This window comes from Lonsdalea quercina, from assembly GCF_900107885.1.
In the GTDB taxonomy this organism is placed as follows: Bacteria; Pseudomonadota; Gammaproteobacteria; order Enterobacterales; family Enterobacteriaceae; genus Lonsdalea; species Lonsdalea quercina.
In genome coordinates this window covers 34,285-46,959 of the sequence record NZ_FNQS01000008.1, presented here as the reverse complement: position 1 = coordinate 46,959, position 12,675 = coordinate 34,285, and the positions used below count along the sequence as shown (strand labels likewise).

Genomic DNA, 12,675 nt, shown 5'->3' with positions numbered 1-12,675 from the left:
ATGGACATTTTGAATGGATTCTCCAATCCGGTATTCGGCACTCAGGCCTGCTTCAGAAAAATCGTCAAAGCCATGAGCGAACCCGGGGCAACGGTGACCGTTCCCGGCATCGAGGAACTGAACAACATTTCATCATCCACTATCGCGGTGCTGTTGACACTGACCAGCCAGAAAACACCGCTGTTCATCGATCGAAATATCAGTAACCCACTGTTGCTGAGAACGCTGTGTTTACATACCAATGTGCCGATTACTTCTAACGCGGCAGAAGCGTATTTCGTCCTGTTGAACGGGAAAACTAACAAGTTCGATAGTCGCCCCATCCAACACGATCTGATGTGTTTCCCCTGCGGCAACGAAATAGAGCCGGAGAAATCGGCCACCATCATTATGGAAGTTGATGGGCTTAACAACGGCAGATGCCTGAAGCTCAGCGGCCCTGGCGTGAATAACGTCAAAATCATCTCTCCGCATCTTCCCAGCGCGATACGGCGCTATCTCTGTGAGCGGCCACATCCTTTCCCGATGGGACTCGATTTTCTGTTTACCTCCGGCAAGAAGCTGCTCGCTATCCCCCGAACCACTCGAGTGGAGGAGTGCTGATGTATGTTGCAGTGAAAGGCGGTGAAAAAGCCATTGAAGCCGCACACCAACTTCAAGCCTGTCGTCGGCGCGGTCAGCCGCATATTCAGGAACTGAGCTGTGAACAGATTGAACAACAGCTCGGTCTGGCGGTCGACCGCGTCATGACCGAAGGCAATATTTACGACCGTGAACTGGCTGCGCTAGCAATCAAGCAGGCCAGCGGCGATCTCGTCGAAGCGATTTTTCTGCTGCGCGCCTACCGTTCTACCCTGCCGCGCTGGGGGGTGAGCGAACCGCTGGCTACTGCATCCATGCGTCTGGAAAGGCGCATTTCCGCCATCTTCAAAGATCTTCCAGGCGGGCAACTCTTGGGGCCGACTTACGACTATACCCATCGGCTGCTGGACTTCACGCTGTTGGCGGAGGGCGAACCGCCAACCGCCCCGACGGAGCCGGAAACACAGGATGAGGCACCCATCGAGGACACGGTTCCTCATGCCTTTCACTTCCTGACACAGCAGGAGCTGGTGCCGCCGGTGGATGAACGCGACGAAGAGCCGGCGGATATCACCGTCGATCCGCCGAGCTATCCGTGTCCGCGTTCGGCGCGGCTACAGCAGTTGATCCGCGGCGATGAGGGGTTTTTGCTGTCGCTGGGATACTCCACCCAGCGCGGCTATGGCCGCAATCACCCTTTTGTTGGCGAAATCCGCACAGGCCTGGTCACGGTGGTGATGTTCATTCAGGAAGTGGATATGGCGGTGGAAATCGGCGACATCCTGGTAACGGAGTGCGAAACCGTCAATGGCTTTATCAAACCCATGAAACAGGCCCCGCACTTCACCCGCGGCTATGGTCTGGCCTTTGGGCGAGCCGAACGCAAAGCGATCACCGTCGCCCTCGCGGATCGTGCTCTACAGGCCGCCGACTATCACGAAGACATTCATGGCCCGGCGCAGGATGAAGAGTTTGTTCTGTCTCATGTCGACAATGTCGAAGCGGCCGGTTTCGTCTCTCACCTGAAACTCCCACATTACGTCGATTTTCAATCAGAGCTGGAACTCCTCAAGCGTCTTCGACAGGAGTATTTATCCACGCAGGAAGACCCACATCATGACGACTAACGTTGCTGAAGAAATTGAAGAAAGAGCCTACAACTATGCCTATTTGGACGAAAACACCAAGGGCATGATCCGCCGCGCCATACTCAAAGCCATTGCCATTCCCGGCCATCAGGTGCCCTTTGCCAGCCGGGAGATGCCCATGCCTTACGGATGGGGAACCGGCGGTATTCAGGTGACCGCCAGCATTATCGGGCCGGACGATGTCCTCAAGGTCATCGATCAGGGCGCCGACGATACCACCAACGCCGTCTCTATCCGTCACTTCTTCCGAACCGTCGCGAAAGTGAAAACGGCGGAAAGGACGACAGAAGCGACCATCGTTCAGACGCGCCACAGAATACCGGAGACGCCGCTAAAGGAGGACCAGATCATCGTCTACCAGGTCCCGATCCCAGAGCCGTTACGGTTTATCGAGCCGAGGGAGACGGAAACCAAAAAAATGCACGCGTTGGAAGAGTACGGCGTCATGCAGGTCAAGTTGTATGAGGACATCGCGCGCTATGGGCACATCGCCACCACGTACGCCTATCCGGTCAAAGTCAATCAGCGCTACGTGATGGACCCCTCTCCCATCCCCAAATTCGATAATCCCAAGATGCACATGATGCCGGCCCTGCAACTGTTTGGCGCCGGGCGCGAAAAACGCATTTATGCGGTTCCCCCTTATACCCCGGTCGAAAGCCTCGACTTCGACGACCATCCTTTCACCGTGCAGCACTGGGACGAGCCGTGCGCAATCTGCGGCTCACGCAACAGTTTTCTAGATGAAGTAGTCATCGACGATGCGGGCAGCCGCATGTTTGTTTGCTCAGATACCGACTATTGCCAGCAGCAACGGGACAACCAGGAGAAAAAGCATGGGAACACTCAATAACCACCATGAGCATGACGGTCCGCTGCTGTCCGTCGATGCGCTCACCCATCTCTATGCGCCGGGGAAAGGATTCCAGGATGTGTCGTTCCAGCTCTGGCCCGGTGAGGTTCTGGGAATTGTCGGAGAGTCCGGGTCAGGTAAAACTACCCTGCTGAACGCGATTTCCGCCCGTCTGGCGCCCCAGCATGGCTCCGTCACCTACCGAGATCGCCAGCAAAGAACATGGCCGATTTATGACATCAGCGAACGTCAGCGTCGGGCGCTGATACGCACCGAATGGGGTATTGTCTGGCAGCATCCGCTGCTGGGACTGCGCTCGGCGGTTTCCGCAGGCGGCAACATCGGCGAACGTCTAATGGCTATCGGCGACCGTCATTACGGCCACATCCGCGAGACGGCCGCGCACTGGATGCGCAACGTCGAGCTGCCTGTTGAACGTATGGACGATCTGCCGACCACCTTCTCCGGCGGGATGCAGCAGCGTCTGCAAATCGCCCGCAATCTGGTGACCTCGCCGCGCCTCATTTTTATGGATGAGCCGACCGGCGGACTGGATGTTTCGGTACAAGCTCGCCTGCTGGATCTGCTGCGTACGCTGGTGACGAACATGCAGTTGGCCGTCGTCATCGTCACCCACGATCTGGGCGTAGCGCGTCTGCTGTCCCATCGGCTGCTGGTCATGAAACAGGGACGAGTCGTCGAACAGGGACTGACCGACCGCGTGCTGGACGATCCTCATCATCCTTATACCCAACTGCTGGTGTCATCCATCCTCTAGCAGAGCCATCTCCCCAGGAGGCGTCAATTATGGATCTTCGCCTACGCATTGAAAATGTAAGTAAAACGTTCGTATTGCATAACCAGCAGGGCGTTAGATTGCCGGTTTTCAGAGACATCAATCTGACGGTGAAAAGCGGAGAGTGCATCGCCCTCCACGGCCATTCCGGCAGCGGAAAATCTACGCTGCTGCGTTCGCTCTATGGCAACTACCAGCCGGATAGCGGCCATATCTACGCGCGCCATCAGAACGGCTGGGTGGATATGGTGTCAGCCGACGCTCGCGACCTCCTCGACGTCCGTCGACATACGATCGGCTGGGTCAGCCAGTTCTTGCGGGTCATCCCACGCATCAGCACGCTGGACGTCGTCATCCAACCTTTACTGGAGCGGGGTATCCCACGTCAGGAAAGCGAAATCCGCGCCGGTGAGCTGCTGACCCGGCTGAATGTGCCGGAACGGTTATGGTCGCTGGCGCCTGCTACGTTCTCCGGCGGCGAACAGCAGCGGGTCAATATCGCCCGCGGACTGATCGGCGACTCCCCCATTTTGCTGCTGGATGAGCCGACCGCTTCGCTGGATGCGGACAATCGCGAAGCCGTTACGCAATCCATCATTCAGGCCAAAGCGGGAGGCGCGGCTATCGTCGGTATTTTCCATGATGAAGAAGTTCGCGCTCGGGTCTCGGACCGCATCTATGCCATGTCCGTCAGCGCGTCTCAGGAGGAGGAGTCCTATGATCATTAGTAATGTACGGATGGTGATGTCGGACGAAATCATCAGCGGATCGTTGTCGGTTCATCGAGGTGTGATTCAGCACATCAGCGATGCGCCGAGCCGCCTGCCGGGCGCGTTGGACGGCGACGGCGCCTGGCTGATCCCAGGACTGATTGAGCTGCATACCGACAACCTCGACAAATTCTTCACCCCGCGTCCCGGCGTCAGTTGGCCGCCGGCGTCCTCGATGCGCGCGCACGACGCCGCCATTATCTCCAGCGGGATCACCACCGTATTGGATGCGATCTCCGTTGGCGATATCCGGGATGGCGGCCACCGCCTCGACAACCTGCTCAAAATGACCGACACGGTGGTTGCGACCCAGATAGCCGGCCTGAATCGCGCGGAACATTTGCTGCACCTGCGCTGCGAACTCCCTCATAAAGATACGCTGCCGCTGTTTGAACAGCTTTGCGATCTGCCGTCGGTCACGCTGGCGTCATTGATGGACCACTCGCCAGGGCAGCGCCAGTTCGCCTCGCGAGAGAAGTACCATGAGTACTATAAAGGCAAATACCTCCTGAACGATGAGCAAATGGCGCAGTTCGAAGCGGAACAGATTGAAGGCTCGCAGCGCTGGTCCCAGGCCAACCGTCAAGGCATCGTCAGTTTGTGCCAGGCCAAAGGTATTACGCTGGCCAGCCACGACGACGCCGCGGAAGATCATGTGATGGACGCCTACCGCCACGGCGTGTCTATCGCCGAATTTCCCACGACGGCCGCCGCCGCGCGCGCCGCCCATCGGGTCGGTATGCAGGTGCTGATGGGCGCGCCCAACGTGATCTGCGGCGGCTCGCACTCAGGCAACGTCGCCGCGCATCAGTTGGCGGAAGAAGGCCTGCTGAATATTCTCTCTTCGGACTACTATCCCGCCAGCCTGCTGGAAGCCGCTTTTCTCATAGCCGAGGACGAGCGCAACAACTACAGTCTGCCTCAGGCTATCGCGTTGATCAGCCATAACCCGGCGCAAGCTTTGCAACTGAACGATCGGGGTCTGGTCGCAGAGGGAATGCGCGCCGACCTGGTACTGGTCCGTCGTCATGGCCCGCAGATGGTGCTGAAACGGGTATGGCGACAAGGCGAGAGGGTTTTCTGAAATGAGCAGACTGATCTATTTGATAGGGCCTTCGGGCGCAGGAAAGGACAGTCTGCTGGATGCCATTCGCGCCAGCTCCCCGCAACGCCTGCTGGTCGCTCACCGCTACATCACGCGACCTGCCGGTCTGCCCGGTGAAAACCACGTGTCGCTCACGGTGAACGAGTTTAGCCAACGCTGTCATCACGGCTTGTTCGCTCTGGACTGGCGGGCGCATCATCACCATTACGCCATCGGCATCGAAATCGATCTGTGGCTGGAACGGGATCTGGATGTGGCCGTCAACGGCTCGCGCGCTTACCTCAAGCAGGCGCAACGACGTTACGGCTCGCGGCTGTTTCCGCTCTGTCTGGCGGTGTCGCCGTCGACCCTGCGTCAACGGCTGCTGACGCGCGGACGGGAAAATGCGCGTCAGATCGAAGAGCGACTGTTACGAGCGCAGGAGCAACAGCGCAACTTACCGCCAGACTGCGCTTTACTGCATAACGACGGTCCTCTTCCCCAGACGCTGGCGCAGTTCTGGCAGTTGCTGTCCCAAACGGAGAGGAAAGAGAATGTGTGATGAAAAGCGGCACACGTCGATATTTCATTTCCTGGGCACCGGCGGCGCGCAGCAGGTTCCCGCCTTCGGTTGTAATTGCGGCGTATGCCAAAGCGCAAGGTCGTCTCCGCAACGGCGGCGGCGCGCCTGCTGCGCCGCGCTGATCGATCATGGGGAAATGACGCTGATCGACGCGGGCTTGCCCGATCTGGACAGCCGCTTCAGCGCCGGGGAGATTCGCCGCTTTCTGCTCACCCATTACCACATGGACCACGTTCAGGGACTCTTCCCACTGCGCTGGGGCTGCGGCGAGACGATCCCCGTGTTCGGCCCGCCCGATCCGAACGGCTGCGATGATCTCTATAAACACCCCGGCATTCTGCAATTTCAGCCGCCGCTGAAACCCTTTGAGACGGTCGCGTTTGGCCGCGTGCCAACCACCCCGTTGCCCCTGAATCACTCCAGAATGACCTATGGTTATCTGTTTCAGACGCAGTTTGCTTCGCTGGCCTACCTCACGGATACCGTGGGTCTACCGGAAGAAACCGAGCGGTTCTTGGCCGGACGGCCGGTGGATTATCTCGTGCTCGACTGCAGCGCCCCCCCGCAGCCCACGCCGCCCAGGAATCACAACGATCTGACTTTGGCGCTAAACATCTTTGAACGGTTAAAGCCGGGGAAAATGTACCTGACGCATATCGGTCATTCGCTGGATCGCTGGTTGCGGGAGCACCCATTGCCGAAGCATGTGCATGCTGCATACGATGGATTGAGGCTGAAGCTGTAGCGGACGCGCGACGTAAAATGCACCGCGCGCCCCAGAAATTACGCCCCGGCGATCTTCATGGCTGGCAGCAGGACCGATCCGCACTGGATGTTGCTGCGGGTTTCAATATCGTCGCCAACGGTGACGATATTGCGCAGCATGTCCTTCAGGTTTCCCGCGATAGTGATTTCACTGACGGGGTACTGGATTTGACCATTTTCCACCCAGAAGCCAGCCGCGCCGCGTGAATAGTCGCCTGTTACGCCGCTCACGCCCTGTCCCATCAGTTCGGTTACCAGCAGGCCGGTTCCCATCTCACGCAGCATGCCGTCGAAGTCCAGACCGCGTCCGGCGATGCGCCAGTTGTGGATACCGCCCGCGTGACCGGTGCTCTGCATCCCCAGTTTGCGCGCCGCGTAGGAGGTCATCAGCCAGGTTTGCAGCACGCCGTCTTTCACGATGTCTCGCTCCTGCGTGCGTACCCCTTCGCTGTCGAACGGCGTGGACGCCAGTCCTTTGCGCAGATGCGGCAACTCACGAATCGTCAGCCACTCCGGCAGGATTTGCTGGCCCAACTGGTCCAGCAGGAACGTCGATTTGCGATAAACGCTGCTGCCGCTAATCGCGCCCACCAGATGGCCGAACAGGCCGGTCGCCACCTCCGCGCTGAACATCACCGGCGCCTGCATCGTAGACAGTTTGCGCGGCGCCAGTCGCGACAGCGTGCGGCGCGCGCACTCCTGACCGACCCACTCCGGCGTTTCAAGATCGTCCAGCGCGCGTCCGAGGGTATAAGCATAATCGCGCTGCATGTTGCCGCCTTCGCCGGCGATCACGCAGCTGGACATGGAGTGGCGGCTCGAGCAGTAACTTTGCAACATGCCATGGCTGTTGCCGAAGACCTTGACGCCGTAGTAGCTGTTGAAGCTGCCGCCTTCCGTGTTGGTAATACGTTCATCCGCCTGCAGCGCGCTCTGCTCCGCGCGGGCCGCCAGCTCAATGCCGCGCTCCGCATCCAGTTCAGCGGGATGAAACAGATCGAGATCCGGCGCATCAAACGCCAGCAGTGCTTCATCCGCCGGACCGGCGAACGGGTCAACCGAGGTGTAACGGGCGATATCCAGCGCCGCCTGCACCGTACGGGCAATGGCCTGCGGGCTGAGATCCGTCGAGGACGCGCTGCCTTTGCGCTGCTGATGGTAGACGGTGATGCCTAACGCGCCGTCGCTGTTGAATTCAACGTTTTCCACCTCGCCATAGCGGGTGCTGACGCCGATCCCCGTGGTCTTGGTTACCGCGACTTCCGCCGCGTCCGAACCGGCGCGGGCCAACTCCAGCGCCTGCGCCACTGCCTGTTCCAGCGTTTTTCGCTGCTCTGCAACCTGAGTGATAATTGTCATTGATTCGCCATCATGAGTAAGAAAACATCCTGATACTGTAGGCGGTCACGAGGCGCGTCTGCGCGCGATTCGTGCCATACCTCTGCGTAATAAAGAGGTAGCGTGATATCCTTGAGTCTAACAGGATCTGCCGACAATTTCGCAGCAAGCCATAACCTGATAGGATCGGCCTCTTTTTGAGGAAACCACGCATGAATAAACACCCCGAAGACTGGCAGGACGACGTCCCGCCTACCAGCCAGGAAGAAGACGACGACGAAATTATCTGGGTCAGCAAAAGCGAAATCAAACGTGATGCTGAAGCCCTGAAAGATCTTGGGGCGGAACTGGTCGCCTTGGGGAAGAATGCCCTCGAACGCATCCCGCTGGATGAAGAGCTGCTGGCCGCCGTCGAGCTGGCCCAGCGCATCAAGAAAGAAGGCCGCCGACGTCAGTTGCAATTGATCGGCAAAATGCTGCGCGCACGCGACCCGGAACCCATTCAGCAGGCGCTGGATAAGTTGAAGAACCGCCATAACCAACAGGTGGCGCTGTTCCATAAGCTGGAGCAACTGCGTGATCGTCTGCTGGCGGAGGGAGACGATGCCATCACTGACGTGCTGACGCTTTATCCGCAGGCCGATCGCCAGCAGCTGCGCTCATTACTGCGGAATGCCCAGAAAGAACAGGCCGCGAACAAGCCCCCGAAATCTTCCCGTCAGCTGTATCAATATCTGCGAGAACTGGCCGAAACCGAAGCGTAAGACCGTGACCGGCAGTTGGCGTGTTCCTCGCCGCCGGTCCGCCCTAGCGCTACCTGGCTGATGCCGCCAGCGCGGTGCCCGCAAAAATAAACAGCGAACCGGACGCGCGGTTGAACATCCGCAGGCGTTTCGGGTGCGAAAACAGGGAAGACACGCGTTTTCCCATGCAGGCGTAACAGAACATGATGCTGCAATCCAGCACCGTCCAGGTCAGCGCCAGCAGCGCGAACTGACCGACGTGCGGCGCGCTGGTGTCGATAAAATTGGGAAACAGCGCGGCGAAGAACAGCAGATCCTTCGGATTACTGATCCCCACCGTGAAACCGCGTCTAAACAGCGTGAATATGCCGGGTTCATCAACCGGCAGCGCCACGCTTTCTGTTTCCGCCACCGGGCCTGTTTTCGCCCGCCACGCCGAAATACCCAGCCAGATAAGATAAGCCGCGCCTACCCCCTTCAGCAGCATAAACGCCGTCGTCGACGCCGCGAGGATCGCGCCCAGTCCGAGCGCCGAGCCGGTCATCAGCAGCAACGCCGCGCTGGCCCCGCCCGCGATGGTGGCGATCGCGCGTCTTTGTCCATAGCGTAAACCATGAGTCATGCTAATGAGCGCCGACGGGCCGGGTATGGCGATCAACGCCACGATCACGCCGGTGTAAACCAACCAAAGATGCAAAGTCATAATGCGTCGTTACCTATACGTCATCCGCGCGTGTCGCCACACACGATGCGGTGGAAGAAGTCGAACAGTGGGTTGAAGGAAGATATTAGACCGTCCACCTAAACAAAGATAGCCCGCCGGGCGGCACGGTGAGCCTGCGCGTGTCCGGCGTCGTTAGCCGATGAAAGCATGCTGATTTCGCCGCAGCAGCGCGATCAGGCGACTGACCGACGCAATGGTTTTTTCCGCTACCCGGTGGTCCAACAAAGCCTGCTGATACGCGTCCATCTCCTCCAGCAGCTGTGTGAAATAGCGGCTGCGCGCCGTATCCTGTTTCGCCTTGATCACCCGACCGGCGGTTGCGCGCAACCGCCGATGATGCGACGCCAGCGTTTCGCTAACCGGGATATCCAGCTGCCGCAGCCCTTGATGCGCGATAATCAGCGACAGCGCCAGCCGATACTTGGCGATATCGCCCGGAAAGCGGTTCAGTAGCAGAAACAGGTATTGATACAGCGCGGGCAGGTAGTTGTCCTGCCGCCGTTCCTGACGCGTGTTCAATGCCGACACCGCGCCGAAAACGAAGCGGTTCATCAGCGTCCGTCCCGTCCAGGCCAGCGAGTTGTCCCGAATCAGCAAAATGACCAGATAAGCCAGGAAGCAACCGATGACTTGCCCAATGGCGCTGTCCAGGAACTGTGCGATATCGAAGGTCATCGGGTTATCCAGCACCAGAATATTGATGGTCGTCGCTAGCGACGCCAGCGATCCCAGCCGTCGCTTCTGTACCTCGATACCAATAAAGAACGCCATCAGGCCGAGGCTGAGACACAGCAATAGCTGACTTTGCTGGGTGGCGGGGAGCACCAGCATAAACATCAAGGAGCCGAGCGGCAGCGCGAACAGCGTCCCGACCAGAAAATCCTTGGCCATCATGCGCGGATTGGGCAAGCGCATCGCCAGCGCGGTGACGACGGCGAGCATCACCATGCAGACGCTGCCGGAATTCCATCCCGTCGCCAGCCAGAACAGGCACCCCAATGTGGTGGCCGCCCAGGTCCGCACCCCGTTGATCATGGCGTGATGGGTTTCTGCCGACGTAGCTTTGACCGCTGCGTCCGCCGTCAGCGCATCCGCCTCAATGCGGTTGATACGACCGTTGTTCAGCACGCCCCGCATCAGTAAATGGTAACGCGTCGCCGTCGCGACCCAGCCGACCAGCGACGGCGGCAGGCTGGCGCCGTTGACGGCCACCAGATAGCGCAGCTGGCGTAAGCGCTGACGTCCCTCTTCCGACGACGTCACGGGCTGCTCCAACATCAGGGCCAGCGCGCCATTGATAGGCGCCTGGGTGTCTTGCAGGATCAGGTAGGTTTCACAGGCCTGGGTGATCATCAGCCAGGACTGCGTCACCATGCTTTTGAGGCGCAGGTTGCTGTTCTGCCAGCGGGACGACTCGACGCGCAGCTGGCTGCGCATGCCGTTCAGCGCCTGAGTATTACGCACCAGCGCATGCCAGTTAGCATCCAGCTCCTCTTTCGAGGCGCCGGACACGCAGCGTTGCAACAGCTGGAACTGATCCAACAGCAGCGCTTTCATCGCACGATCGATATCTTGTTTAATGGATCGCGGGGAGAACAGCAGATCCGCCAGGATAGCGCACATGATGCCGAGCACGATCTCGCTGCAGCGTTCGACGGCGAACTGCGGCGCCTGAAGCGGCGTACTCTGCGTCGTCACAACGATAATCAGCGCGGTATAGCCGGCCAGCCCAAAAGCGTAGGAGTTTTCCACCCGCACCAGCGAGGAGATCCATACGCAGGCTCCCGCCCACAGACAGCTCAGCATCAGCATCACGACCGGCGCGCGCGCCGTACTGACAATAATGACCAGCGCCCCGATACAGCCGATAAATGTGCCCAGGATACGCAGCAGCCCACGATAGCGAATAGCGCCCGAAAATGGCTCCCCGCCGGCGGCGAAGGCGGGGCCGGCGGCCACGATCGCGGCGGTCAGCACCGCCCAGCGCGGGGTTTCAAGCTGCATATAAAAACCGAGCATGAGCGAAAGCAGGATCGCGAAACTCAGCTTGAAGGCAAACCGCAGCCGGATGAATCCGGGGAAATTGAACATGGCGGCGCTTTACCCGAACTCGCGCAGCCGGTGCATCAGTTTCAACATCGGCGACATGGATTTTGTATGCTCCGTTTTTTCCCCTGTGACCACGACCGTCGCAGTGGTACCCGCCGGGTAGAGGTTACCCATCTGTTGGTCCAACCGAATCTTCACCGGCACCCGCTGCGCCAACCGCACCCACTCCAGATTGGAGTCGACCGTCGCCAAACCGCTGCTGTCGGTGGTGATATTGCTGTTAGTCACCGCCGCCGCCACGCTATCCACGGTGCCGTACAAAATGCGGTTGCTGCCGAGCGGCGTGATTTCCACCCGTAAGCCGGGACGAACGCCGCCCAGCTTGGTCTCTTCCATATACGCCCACAGGTAATAAGAATCTTTTTTCACCAGCGCGACCACGGTCGCGCCGCGGGTAATAAATTCACCGACCTGCAAATTCAGGTTGGTCACCCAACCCTCCGACGGAGCGCGGACGACGGTGCGATCCAGGTCGAGCTGCGCCAGTTCCAGCGCGGCCTGTGCTTGCGCCAACTGATGTTTCGTGGTTTCCAGCGTATTGCCGTATTGTTCGATTTCTTCGCGCGACAGCGCCTGCGTCCCGAGCTTCAGACGACGGCCTGCTTCCCGTTTTTTCTCAACGACCAGCGATTGATAATATTCGACGTTCGCCCGCGCTTCGGCCAGCGCCTGCTGATAGCGAGGTCTGTCGACTTCGAACAGGATGTCGCCTTTCTTGACCAATTGGTTATCGTGGACGTTGACGGCGGTCAGCAGTCCGCTGACGTCGGGCGCGATAGCGACGATATCGGCGGTGAATCGCGCGTCGCGCGTCCAGGGGGACTCGGTGTAGAACGCCCACACCCGCACAATCGCCATGATGGCCAACAGGACCAACACCAGCGTAATGGCGATGCGAGCAAATTTTTTCAGATAGATTGTCAGAGCGGATGTATTCACAACGACCTCAAAGACCGAAACGGAAAAGCAGATAAAACAGACAGCAGAACAACGCGGTGTTGAACAGCGCAGGATGCCAGACGATATCGTAGATCCCGGTCGGCTGCAGCAGACGGAGACAAATATAAAACAGCGCCAGCGAGACCAGCAGGACAAAAAATACCGGCGGGAACGACAGGCCGAACAGAACCATGACCGGAAGCGAATTCATCTTTTTCTTATCTCTCACTCTGATGCGTAA

The 12,675-nt window shown here is 59.0% G+C and carries 14 protein-coding genes; 9 read left to right on the top strand and 5 right to left on the bottom strand.

The window, feature by feature from the left end:
* Genes phnH through phnP form a run of 8 tightly spaced genes read left to right on the top strand, consistent with a single transcriptional unit; the run spans position 1 to position 6,561 of the window.
* A complete protein-coding gene (gene phnH / locus BLU64_RS11920; protein WP_074728838.1) occupies positions 1-603 on the top strand; it encodes a phosphonate C-P lyase system protein PhnH in 603 nt (200 codons plus the stop codon).
* Entirely contained in the window at positions 603-1,709 is a 1,107-nt protein-coding gene (locus BLU64_RS11915) for a carbon-phosphorus lyase complex subunit (RefSeq protein ID WP_074728836.1), read from the top strand. The genes phnH and BLU64_RS11915 overlap by 1 nt, the downstream gene beginning before the upstream one ends.
* Complete coding sequence (locus BLU64_RS11910) at positions 1,699-2,583, top strand: alpha-D-ribose 1-methylphosphonate 5-phosphate C-P-lyase PhnJ (RefSeq protein WP_051625592.1); 885 nt, start codon at positions 1,699-1,701, stop codon at positions 2,581-2,583. Before BLU64_RS11915 ends, BLU64_RS11910 begins: the two co-directional genes overlap by 11 nt.
* On the top strand, positions 2,567-3,361 hold the full coding sequence (gene phnK / locus BLU64_RS11905) for a phosphonate C-P lyase system protein PhnK (RefSeq protein WP_036153561.1): 795 nt from the start codon (positions 2,567-2,569) through the stop codon (positions 3,359-3,361). Before BLU64_RS11910 ends, phnK begins: the two co-directional genes overlap by 17 nt.
* 29 nt (positions 3,362-3,390) lie before the next feature.
* A complete protein-coding gene (gene phnL / locus BLU64_RS11900) occupies positions 3,391-4,107 on the top strand; it encodes a phosphonate C-P lyase system protein PhnL (protein ID WP_026743997.1) in 717 nt (238 codons plus the stop codon).
* Entirely contained in the window at positions 4,097-5,233 is a 1,137-nt protein-coding gene (gene phnM / locus BLU64_RS11895) for an alpha-D-ribose 1-methylphosphonate 5-triphosphate diphosphatase (protein WP_074728834.1), read from the top strand. The genes phnL and phnM overlap by 11 nt, the downstream gene beginning before the upstream one ends.
* A 1-nt stretch (position 5,234) precedes the next feature.
* Positions 5,235-5,795 carry a ribose 1,5-bisphosphokinase gene (phnN, locus tag BLU64_RS11890; RefSeq protein ID WP_026743995.1) on the top strand — a complete coding sequence of 187 codons (561 nt, stop codon included), beginning with the start codon at positions 5,235-5,237 and terminating at the stop codon, positions 5,793-5,795.
* Positions 5,788-6,561, top strand: coding sequence for a phosphonate metabolism protein PhnP (gene phnP, locus BLU64_RS11885; protein ID WP_051625591.1), 774 nt, complete (start codon positions 5,788-5,790; stop codon positions 6,559-6,561). The genes phnN and phnP overlap by 8 nt, the downstream gene beginning before the upstream one ends.
* Positions 6,562-6,599: 38 nt before the next feature.
* On the opposite strand, the gene pmbA is transcribed toward phnP, so the two are convergent.
* Entirely contained in the window at positions 6,600-7,940 is a 1,341-nt protein-coding gene (gene pmbA, locus BLU64_RS11880) for a metalloprotease PmbA (RefSeq protein WP_026743993.1), read from the bottom strand.
* A gap of 191 nt (positions 7,941-8,131) precedes the next feature.
* On the opposite strand from pmbA, the gene yjgA reads away from it, so the two are divergent.
* Positions 8,132-8,683, top strand: a complete 552-nt coding sequence (gene yjgA, locus BLU64_RS11875) for a ribosome biogenesis factor YjgA (protein ID WP_074728832.1) — start codon at positions 8,132-8,134, stop codon at positions 8,681-8,683.
* A gap of 49 nt (positions 8,684-8,732) precedes the next feature.
* Here the strand turns inward: yjgA and BLU64_RS11870 are convergent, their stop codons facing one another.
* The 4 genes from BLU64_RS11870 to aaeX form a co-directional block, all read right to left on the bottom strand.
* Complete coding sequence (locus tag BLU64_RS11870; protein WP_026743991.1) at positions 8,733-9,365, bottom strand: LysE family translocator; 633 nt, start codon at positions 9,363-9,365, stop codon at positions 8,733-8,735.
* A 153-nt stretch (positions 9,366-9,518) separates the two neighbouring features.
* Complete coding sequence (aaeB, locus tag BLU64_RS11865; RefSeq protein ID WP_074728830.1) at positions 9,519-11,477, bottom strand: p-hydroxybenzoic acid efflux pump subunit AaeB; 1,959 nt, start codon at positions 11,475-11,477, stop codon at positions 9,519-9,521.
* Positions 11,478-11,486: 9 nt separating this feature from the next.
* Complete coding sequence (gene aaeA / locus BLU64_RS11860; RefSeq protein WP_074728828.1) at positions 11,487-12,434, bottom strand: p-hydroxybenzoic acid efflux pump subunit AaeA; 948 nt, start codon at positions 12,432-12,434, stop codon at positions 11,487-11,489.
* Between the two features lie 7 nt (positions 12,435-12,441).
* Positions 12,442-12,645 (bottom strand): p-hydroxybenzoic acid efflux pump operon protein AaeX, encoded by a 204-nt coding sequence (gene aaeX, locus BLU64_RS11855; RefSeq protein WP_026743988.1) that lies wholly within the window; start codon positions 12,643-12,645, stop codon positions 12,442-12,444.
* Between the last annotated feature and the right edge of the window lie 30 nt (positions 12,646-12,675).

What these genes read in the sequence shown, in the direction of transcription:
- phnH (WP_074728838.1), top strand. Translation starts at nt 1, where the DNA reads ATGGACATTTTGAATGGATTCTCCAATCCGGTATTCGGCACTCAGGCC.
- BLU64_RS11915 (WP_074728836.1), top strand. Translation starts at nt 603, where the DNA reads ATGTATGTTGCAGTGAAAGGCGGTGAAAAAGCCATTGAAGCCGCACAC.
- BLU64_RS11910 (WP_051625592.1), top strand. Translation starts at nt 1,699, where the DNA reads ATGACGACTAACGTTGCTGAAGAAATTGAAGAAAGAGCCTACAACTAT.
- phnK (WP_036153561.1), top strand. Translation starts at nt 2,567, where the DNA reads ATGGGAACACTCAATAACCACCATGAGCATGACGGTCCGCTGCTGTCC.
- phnL (WP_026743997.1), top strand. Translation starts at nt 3,391, where the DNA reads ATGGATCTTCGCCTACGCATTGAAAATGTAAGTAAAACGTTCGTATTG.
- phnM (WP_074728834.1), top strand. Translation starts at nt 4,097, where the DNA reads ATGATCATTAGTAATGTACGGATGGTGATGTCGGACGAAATCATCAGC.
- phnN (WP_026743995.1), top strand. Translation starts at nt 5,235, where the DNA reads ATGAGCAGACTGATCTATTTGATAGGGCCTTCGGGCGCAGGAAAGGAC.
- phnP (WP_051625591.1), top strand. Translation starts at nt 5,788, where the DNA reads ATGTGTGATGAAAAGCGGCACACGTCGATATTTCATTTCCTGGGCACC.
- pmbA (WP_026743993.1), bottom strand. Translation starts at nt 7,940, where the DNA reads ATGACAATTATCACTCAGGTTGCAGAGCAGCGAAAAACGCTGGAACAG.
- yjgA (WP_074728832.1), top strand. Translation starts at nt 8,132, where the DNA reads ATGAATAAACACCCCGAAGACTGGCAGGACGACGTCCCGCCTACCAGC.
- BLU64_RS11870 (WP_026743991.1), bottom strand. Translation starts at nt 9,365, where the DNA reads ATGACTTTGCATCTTTGGTTGGTTTACACCGGCGTGATCGTGGCGTTG.
- aaeB (WP_074728830.1), bottom strand. Translation starts at nt 11,477, where the DNA reads ATGTTCAATTTCCCCGGATTCATCCGGCTGCGGTTTGCCTTCAAGCTG.
- aaeX (WP_026743988.1), bottom strand. Translation starts at nt 12,645, where the DNA reads ATGAATTCGCTTCCGGTCATGGTTCTGTTCGGCCTGTCGTTCCCGCCG.